General features: G+C 32.0%; 8 protein-coding genes. 5 read left to right on the top strand and 3 right to left on the bottom strand.

The features are described 5' to 3' along the window. Positions 1-91: 91 nt before the first annotated feature. A complete protein-coding gene (gene nrdE, locus IDG63_RS12990) occupies positions 92-2,197 on the bottom strand; it encodes a class 1b ribonucleoside-diphosphate reductase subunit alpha (protein ID WP_000855505.1) in 2,106 nt (701 codons plus the stop codon). Further along, complete coding sequence (gene nrdI / locus IDG63_RS12995) at positions 2,160-2,558, bottom strand: class Ib ribonucleoside-diphosphate reductase assembly flavoprotein NrdI (protein WP_000692521.1); 399 nt, start codon at positions 2,556-2,558, stop codon at positions 2,160-2,162. The genes nrdE and nrdI overlap by 38 nt, the downstream gene beginning before the upstream one ends. Before the next feature lie 800 nt (positions 2,559-3,358). Here nrdI and IDG63_RS13000 point away from each other — a divergent pair. The 4 genes from IDG63_RS13000 to IDG63_RS13010 all read left to right on the top strand — a co-directional run bounded on the left by IDG63_RS13000 (position 3,359) and on the right by IDG63_RS13010 (position 6,591). Next, positions 3,359-4,225: a DMT family transporter gene (locus tag IDG63_RS13000; protein WP_001068497.1), complete on the top strand. Its 867-nt coding sequence runs from the start codon at positions 3,359-3,361 to the stop codon at positions 4,223-4,225. 19 nt (positions 4,226-4,244) lie between these two features. Next, on the top strand, positions 4,245-4,745 hold the full coding sequence (gene queF / locus IDG63_RS13005; RefSeq protein ID WP_000930014.1) for a preQ(1) synthase: 501 nt from the start codon (positions 4,245-4,247) through the stop codon (positions 4,743-4,745). A 29-nt stretch (positions 4,746-4,774) separates the two neighbouring features. Next, positions 4,775-5,020, top strand: coding sequence for a hypothetical protein (locus IDG63_RS14750; protein ID WP_001788366.1), 246 nt, complete (start codon positions 4,775-4,777; stop codon positions 5,018-5,020). A gap of 65 nt (positions 5,021-5,085) precedes the next feature. Then, positions 5,086-6,591: a peptide MFS transporter gene (locus IDG63_RS13010; RefSeq protein ID WP_000193751.1), complete on the top strand. Its 1,506-nt coding sequence runs from the start codon at positions 5,086-5,088 to the stop codon at positions 6,589-6,591. Positions 6,592-6,668: 77 nt separating this feature from the next. On the opposite strand, the gene IDG63_RS13015 is transcribed toward IDG63_RS13010, so the two are convergent. Next, entirely contained in the window at positions 6,669-6,770 is a 102-nt protein-coding gene (locus IDG63_RS13015; protein WP_031835073.1) for a hypothetical protein, read from the bottom strand. 90 nt (positions 6,771-6,860) lie between these two features. Here IDG63_RS13015 and IDG63_RS13020 point away from each other — a divergent pair, with 90 nt between their 5' ends. Next, positions 6,861-7,778, top strand: coding sequence for a diacylglycerol/lipid kinase family protein (locus tag IDG63_RS13020; protein ID WP_000429006.1), 918 nt, complete (start codon positions 6,861-6,863; stop codon positions 7,776-7,778). Positions 7,779-8,359: the final 581 nt, after the last annotated feature.

Genomic DNA, 8,359 nt, shown 5'->3' on the forward strand with positions numbered 1-8,359 from the left:
CTCAATAATTGACAAATACAGACATAGCAGTCTAATCATCTGCTAATTCAGACCAGATGATTAGCTGTTTGTCATTTTCAACATTTAATTGTTAGATAGAACAACTTGTACATTCTTCTACACTTAATAATTTATTTCTAGTATAGTAAAGTGATTTTAATCCTTTATAGTGCGCATATACATATAATCTTGCTAACTCACGTGTAGAAATTTCAGAATTAACATAAAGGATCGTTGAGATACCTTGGTCAATATGCGTTTGAATTGTCGCAATTAAATCGATTAATTTCATCTGATCAGTATTGAATGCTGATTTGTAGTACCACATTGTTTGTGGTGATAAGAATGGCATAGGGTAAAATGTTTCCGCATTACCATAAGTACGACGTTCAATTTGGTCAACGATTGGCATTACAGAACTTGTTGCATTTTGAACATAAGAAATACTTTGTGTTGGAGCAATTGCTAATCTATATGCATGATATAAACCATATTGTTCAACATCTTGTTGTAGTTTCTTCCAATCCTCAGAAGTAGGAATAGCCATACCATCGAATAATTCACGTACTTTTTCGAATTGAGGTTCAAATTCTTGAGTTGTATAGAACTCGAAATATTTGCCATTAGCATAATCAGACTTTTCAAAGTCTTGATATTTGATACCACGCTCTTTAGCGATTTCCATTGAACGTTCGATTGAGTAGAAATTCATCATCATAAAGAAGATATTTGCAAAATCTTTTGCTTCTTCTGACTCATAACCAATTTTATTTTTTGCTAGGTAACCGTGTAAATTCATCACACCAAGACCAACTGAATGTAATTCACTGTTAGCTTTTCTAACTCCTGGTGCATTTTGAATATTTGCTACATCACTCACAACAGTTAATGCGTCCATACCAGAGTGAACTGAATCTCTGAATTTTCCGCTTTCCATTACATTAACAATATTTAATGAGCCCAAGTTACAAGAAATATCACGTTTAATTTCGTCTTCAATACCATAGTCATTAATAATTGAAGTTTCTTGTAGTTGGAAAATTTCCGTACATAAGTTACTCATTTTAATTTGTCCAATGTTTGAATTCGGATGCACTCTGTTAGCATTATCTTTAAACATTAAATATGGATAACCTGATTGTAATTGTGTTTGCGCAATTAAATTCAACATTTCACGCGCATTCTTTTTCTTTTTCTCAACATTTGGGTTTGCAACCATGTCATCATAATATTTTTCTAAATCGATATCGTCTAATGTCACACCATATTCTTCTTTAACTGTATGAGGTGCAAACATATAAAAGTCCTTACCTTCTTTAGCTAAATCGAAGAATTTAGATGGAACAATTAAACCAGTTGATATTGTAGATAAACGTAAATCTTCATCCGCATTTACTTTTTTAGTATCTAAAAATTCTTCTACATCATAATGGAAGATATTTAAGTACACAGCACCAGCACCAGGGCGTTGACCAAGTTGATCTGCATAGCTAAAGCCACCTTCAAGTGACTTAGCAATAGGTAAAACGCCTTTCGCTACGCCTTTAATTCCTTTAATTGCTTCACCACGTGCACGCAATTTAGATAAGTTAATTGCAACGCCGCCCCCAATTTTACTTAATTGTTTTGCAGTTGAATCAATAAAGTTAATTGAATTTAAGCTGTCATCCACTTCTAATAAGAAACATGACACTAGCTCACCACGACGCGCACGGCCTGCGTTTAAAAATGTTGGTGTCGCTGGTTGATATCTTTGTTCAACCATAGCAGAAATAAATTGTTTAGCTTGTGCTTTATTACCATTTGCTAGGTATAAAGCAACAATGGCAACGTGTTGATTATAGTCTTCTAAGTATTGACTTTTATCATTTGTTTTCAAAGCGTAATCTTTGAAAAATTTACTAGCTGACATATAACTTGCAAAATTAAACGGGATTGATTTTGCATAATCAGTGATTTCAATTAGATCCGCTTCACTATAAATATCAAACACATTGAAATAAAAATCGTTGTCTACTAAATAACGTAAACGCTCGATTTCAGTGTCGAAGAAGATTGTTTTGTCTTTTACTTCTTCTAAATAAGCTACTAAAGCTTCTTGGTCTTTTTCTAAACTAAAGAATCCATCTTCTCTTCGTTTAGTGACCTCATTATTTAATTCAATATGATTGTACTTTTTCTCTTCCATGGTTTTCATTAAAATTACCCACCTTGTTCTTAAATTCAATAACGTCTTTGTTTTTTCCATGTAACTCAAACTTCATTAATAAAGGGACATTATACTCTTCTGATATCGTGCGACCCGCTTTTGCGAAATTTAGTCCCCAATTTCGATTACCGCTAGCTGCCACACCTCTGATGTATTGATGATTAACTTCTAAAAAAGATTGAACGGGTTCTGGTACTTCTCCAAATCCAATAGTGCCAGTAACGATAATAAACGGTTCATGAACTGGTTCCATACAATTTTCTGCTGTAATCTCAAGCGTATTTTCAAGTTCTGTTCTCTTAATAAAACGACGGACATTTCCAGTAAATGAAAAATATATTATTTTCATTGGATCACCTTCTTTCTTCAACCCTTTTAAATAAAGTAGTCATTCCAATTAAAAAATGCTTTAACAACATGGTTACTATGGTTATCTCAGCATTGTATTAACTATAATGAAGCTACTTATTTTCTCAAATGTAAACCAATTGCATAGATTTATATTTGAGAAAATAGTAGCTTATATGGGTTGAATGTATAAAAATCACTATATGTAGTGTTTACATCATTGGATATCTTCCATTTGCTCAGTACATTTTCTAAAAATATGACTATTAATTGATAATAACTATTAAATTTCTGTGTTAAATTACTTTTAAATGTAATTTCTTCATAAATAAAGCATTTGCATACAAAACACAAGATATTGTGTCTTTTTCGTTTCACCAACACTATATTATGTGTTTCATTATACATAAGACACACTATGATTTAAAGTGCCATTTTCTAATCGAATGTTCGTAAAACGTTCCAACTAGGCACCAATACTAAATTAGAAAAACTTGAACAAATTTAAAAAAATTTTTTAGTAGATATCACTTGATTTTTTTAAATCTGTGTCAATCTCAATTGTATCAACAGAAATCAAGAAAAAGCTTATTAGCTTGATACTGAATTGATATTTGTTTTATGTAATAACACAAACATTCATAAAAGTGTAATGCCCTATTATTCCGACAAATAAACACAGAACGTTTGTTCGGTACAGTCTATTATAGTCTTTTTATAGTAAATTTCAACTATTTATGCACAACATGTTGTTTTATGCTAATATAAATACGTTAATTTTATATAAAAGAGGCGATAAAATTGAATCCTAAAGTAAAAGGTATCATTGCCATTTTAATTTCGGCTATTGGTTTCAGTTTTATGTCAGTGTTTTTCAGACTTGCAGGTGACCTTCCTGTTTTTCAAAAATCATTAGCACGAAACTTAGTAGCAATGTTTATTCCATTATTTTTTATATATAAATACCATCAGCCAATGTTTGGCAGACTTTCAAGTCAACCCTTATTAATAACACGATCAACACTTGGACTTATTGGTGTATTGTTAAATATTTATGCCATTGATCATATGGTACTTAGTGATGCCGATTCATTAATGAAACTCAATCCTTTCTGGACGATTTTATTAAGCATTGTTTTCTTACATGAAAAGGTAAGGAAGTATCAAATTACAGCAATGATAATTGCTATTTTAGGTATGCTTTTAATAGTGAAACCTGAATTTTCATCATCTATGATTCCATCATTAGCTGGCTTATTCTCAGGTATTTTTGCAGCATCAGCATATACATGTGTTCGAGCACTTAGTACAAGAGAAGCACCATATACTATAGTATTTTACTTCTCCTTATTTTCTGTCATCGTTTTAATACCTTTCACTGCATATACCTATGAACCAATGAGTCAGATGCAAATACTTTATCTATTAGGGGCTGGCTTAGCTGCCGCTGTGGGTCAAATTGGTGTTACATTAGCATATAGTTTTGCAGCAGCAAAAGATATTTCTATTTTCACGTATGCATCTATAATTTTCACAGCAATACTTGGATTTATTCTATTCGGAGAATCTCCAGATTTCTATGCAACATTAGGTTACGTCGTTATTATCGGTGCAAGTTATTACATGTTTGAAAAAGCACGCCGAGACGCCAAAATAATAAAAAAATAAATTTAAAGGAGCGCTTTATATGGCACATGGCCGTCAACAAGATGAATTACAAGATATAACTTTATTAGGAAATCAAGACAATACTTACAATTTTGACTATCGTCCTGATGTATTAGAATCGTTTGATAATAAGCATCAAGGTCGTGACTATTTCGTAAAATTCAACTGTCCAGAATTTACATCATTATGTCCAATTACTGGGCAACCAGATTTTGCAACTATCTATATTTCATATATTCCAAATGTTAAAATGGTTGAATCAAAATCTTTGAAATTATACTTATTTAGTTTCAGAAATCACGGTGATTTTCACGAAGATTGTATGAATATTATTATGAATGATTTGATAGAGCTTATGGACCCACATTATATTGAAGTCTGGGGCAAGTTCACACCACGTGGTGGAATTTCTATTGATCCTTATACAAACTATGGACGTCCAAATTCTAAATATGAAAAAATGGCTGAGCATCGTTTGATGAATCATGATTTATATCCCGAAAAAATAGATAATCGTTAAATGTATCATTTAATAAACACACCAATAAGTTGATTTTCCTAACTTATTGGTGTGTTTTTCATTTAGCATACATAATAGGTTACATTAAAATAACATTTTATACCAAAGTACACCAAAAGAATATTAGTACACGAATTAAACAACATTTTTATAGAAACCTATTGCACTTTAACGTCAATAAGTATATTTTTATATTATCTCTAATTAATTGTGCGCGCTTAATAACAGAATATTCTCAATATTTTTATTTTTTTGTGATTTGTTGGAATATTTAGTTGATAAGGCACAATCAAATTTACTTAAACTATTGTATTAGGGGAAGAAAGGATGGGATGTATACATGACACAACAAAACTCCCATGGAAATCAAATTCAAGACATACCTCAAACAGGATTTTTCGGGCATCCTCGAGGACTAGGCGTACTCTTCTTTGTAGAGTTCTGGGAAAGGTTTAGTTATTATGGCATGCGTGCCCTACTCATTTTCTACATGTACTTTGCCGTAACAGATAATGGCCTTGGAATTGATAAAACAACAGCTATGTCAATTATGTCAGTTTATGGTTCATTAATCTATATGACATCAATACCAGGCGGATGGATTGCTGACAGAATTACAGGTACTAGAGGCGCTACTTTATTAGGTGCAGTCTTTATTATTATCGGACATATTTGTTTAAGCTTACCATTTGCATTAATCGGCTTATTCACATCAATGTTCTTCATCATTATTGGTTCAGGTTTAATGAAGCCAAACATTTCAAATATCGTTGGCCGTTTATATCCTGAAAATGATAGACGTATGGATGCAGGTTTTGTTATTTTCTATATGTCAGTTAATATGGGTGCATTATTATCACCTATTATTTTGCAACACTTTGTTAATGTTAAAAACTTCCACGGCGGATTCTTGATTGCAGCAGTTGGTATGGCATTAGGTTTAGTATGGTATGTACTTTTCAACCGCAAAAACTTAGGTAGCGTTGGTATGAAACCTACTAACCCATTGACACCAGCTGAAAAGAAAAAGTATGGTCTTATTATCGGAAGTGTTGTTTTAGCAATTGTATTAATTATCGTTATTGGTGCATTAACTAATTCATTATCATTTAACTTAGTTAGTAATACTGTTTTAGTATTAGGTATTGCATTACCAATCATTTACTTCACTTTAATTATTAGAAGTAAAGATGTCACTGATACTGAACGTTCTCGTGTTAAAGCATTTATTCCATTATTTATTCTTGGAATGGTGTTCTGGGCTATTCAAGAACAAGGGTCTAATGTATTAAACATATATGGAATTGAACATTCAGATATGAAATTAAACTTATTTGGTTGGAAAACAAACTTTGGTGAAGCGATCTTCCAATCAATTAACCCATTATTTATTTTATTACTAGCTCCAATTATTTCACTTTTATGGCAAAAGCTTGGAACTAAACAACCTAGCCTGCCAGTAAAATTTGCAATTGGTACGTTCTTAGCAGGTGCGTCATACATACTAATTGGTATTGTAGGTTATGCATCAGGTTCATCAAACTTCTCAGTTAACTGGGTTATTTTATCGTACATTATTTGTGTTATCGGTGAGCTATGCTTATCACCAACGGGTAATAGTGCTGCTGTTAAGTTAGCACCTAAAGCATTTAATGCCCAAATGATGAGTATTTGGTACTTAACTAACGCTTCTGCACAAGCAATCAATGGTACTTTAGTTAAGTTAATAGAACCACTAGGTCAAACAAATTACTTTATTTTCCTAGGTGTTGTTGCAATTATTGTTACAACAATTGTATTAGCATTCTCACCTTTAATCATCAAAGCGATGAAAGGTATACGTTAATATTGTTGGCCTAATTCAAAAAACAGTAAGTCATTTAAATGGCTTACTGTTTTTTTATAGGTTTCTATTAATTAAATTCAAGATATCAGTATAAATAAAAGCTTAATATGCTCGTTATAGACAGCTATAACTATTTTTTCTCGTCCCACTCTATAGACATCAATGTCAGTTATTACCATTTTCTCTATTTAAAAACATATTTTTGGTATTAACAATTAAAAGTGGGTATATATATTTAATGAACCAATTTTTAGAAAGTAGGCTAAACTATGGAAAATAAATATACACATGGTGTCCTCTTTTACCATGAACACAGTGGATTAAAAAATATTAATCAAGGTATTGGGGAAGTTACAACAGCATTAAGTTCAATTTGTAAGCATCTTTCTATTCAATTGAGTGAAAACGAAGGTGACATTATTAAATATTGCCAAGAAATCAAAACTAAAAACTATGCAAAAGATGTAGATATATTATTTATTCTTGGCGGTGATGGCACGGTTAACGAACTTATAAATGGTGTTATGTCACATGACCTTCAACTCCCTATTGGCATTTTACCAGGCGGTACTTTTAATGATTTTACAAAAACGCTAAATATAGCACCTAATCATAAACAAGCTAGTGAACAAATGATTTCTGCACAAGTTGGTACATACGATGTAATTAAAATAAATAATCAATATGCACTCAACTTTGTTGGGTTAGGTCTAATTGTTCAAAACGCTGAAAACGTACAAGATGGTTCAAAAGATATATTTGGTAAATTGAGTTATATTGGATCAACTGTCAAAACACTGCTAAATCCAACACAATTTAATTATCAATTATCAATAGATGATAAGACATATTCTGGCGAAACGACCATGATACTAACAGCAAATGGCCCATTCATTGGTGGTAGTCGTATACCATTGACTGATTTGTCTCCTCAAGATGGTGAACTGAACACTTTCATTTTTAATGAACAAAGTTTCAGTATTTTAAATGATATTTTTAAAAAGCGTGATAGCATGAATTGGAATGAAATCACTCAAGGTATTGAGCATATACCTGGTAAAAAGATTTCACTTACAACAGATCCAGCAATGAAAGTTGATATTGATGGCGAAATTTCATTAGAAACACCTATTGATATTGAGGTTATACCAAATGCCATTCAGTTACTTACTGTCAATGATTTGTAAGCATCCGGAATGATCTTAACCCGATATTATATTAGGTTTGGAGTGTAATCATAAGATTCAACGCACCTTATATTCGTTTTTATTAGCTTTAAGCTATTACCCTGTTTCAAAAACAGACATATAATTTTGGCGCATGCCACTAAAATGATTGATGTTGTATTTTAAATCATAGTGGTTTATGCGTCTTTTTCAAATTCTATAAAAAATCGGATGACGTGTAATCTGCCATAGATTAACACATTCATCCGATTTATAATAATGAGATAGACTAACATTTATTGAGAGCGGGACGGAAATGATAAAGAACGACTAATGATTGGTTATGTAGCGATTCTTTATCATTAGTCACAGCTAATGTGTACTTAAAAATATGAATGCATGAGTTACACTCATGCATAAGAAATACTAATTTCTAAAGAAAAAGTATTTCTTTATGTTGGGGCCCACCCCAACTTGCATTGTCTGTAGAAATTGGCGTTCCAATTTCTCTATGTTGGGGCCCCGCCAACTTGCATTGTCTGTAGAAATTGGCGTTCCAATTTCTTTATGTTGGGGCCCCGCAGTCAACTACTGCCAATATA

Origin of the sequence: Staphylococcus sp. EG-SA-14 (genome assembly GCF_017151935.1) — a bacterium.
In the GTDB taxonomy this organism is placed as follows: domain Bacteria; phylum Bacillota; class Bacilli; order Staphylococcales; family Staphylococcaceae; genus Staphylococcus; species Staphylococcus aureus.

Excerpts from the sequence above, each read along its gene's own strand:
- nrdE (WP_000855505.1), bottom strand. The coding sequence starts at position 2,197 with ATGAAAACCATGGAAGAGAAAAAGTACAATCATATTGAATTAAATAAT.
- nrdI (WP_000692521.1), bottom strand. The coding sequence starts at position 2,558 with ATGAAAATAATATATTTTTCATTTACTGGAAATGTCCGTCGTTTTATT.
- queF (WP_000930014.1), top strand. The coding sequence starts at position 4,245 with ATGGCACATGGCCGTCAACAAGATGAATTACAAGATATAACTTTATTA.
- IDG63_RS13010 (WP_000193751.1), top strand. The coding sequence starts at position 5,086 with ATGACACAACAAAACTCCCATGGAAATCAAATTCAAGACATACCTCAA.
- IDG63_RS13015 (WP_031835073.1), bottom strand. The coding sequence starts at position 6,770 with ATGGTAATAACTGACATTGATGTCTATAGAGTGGGACGAGAAAAAATA.
- IDG63_RS13020 (WP_000429006.1), top strand. The coding sequence starts at position 6,861 with ATGGAAAATAAATATACACATGGTGTCCTCTTTTACCATGAACACAGT.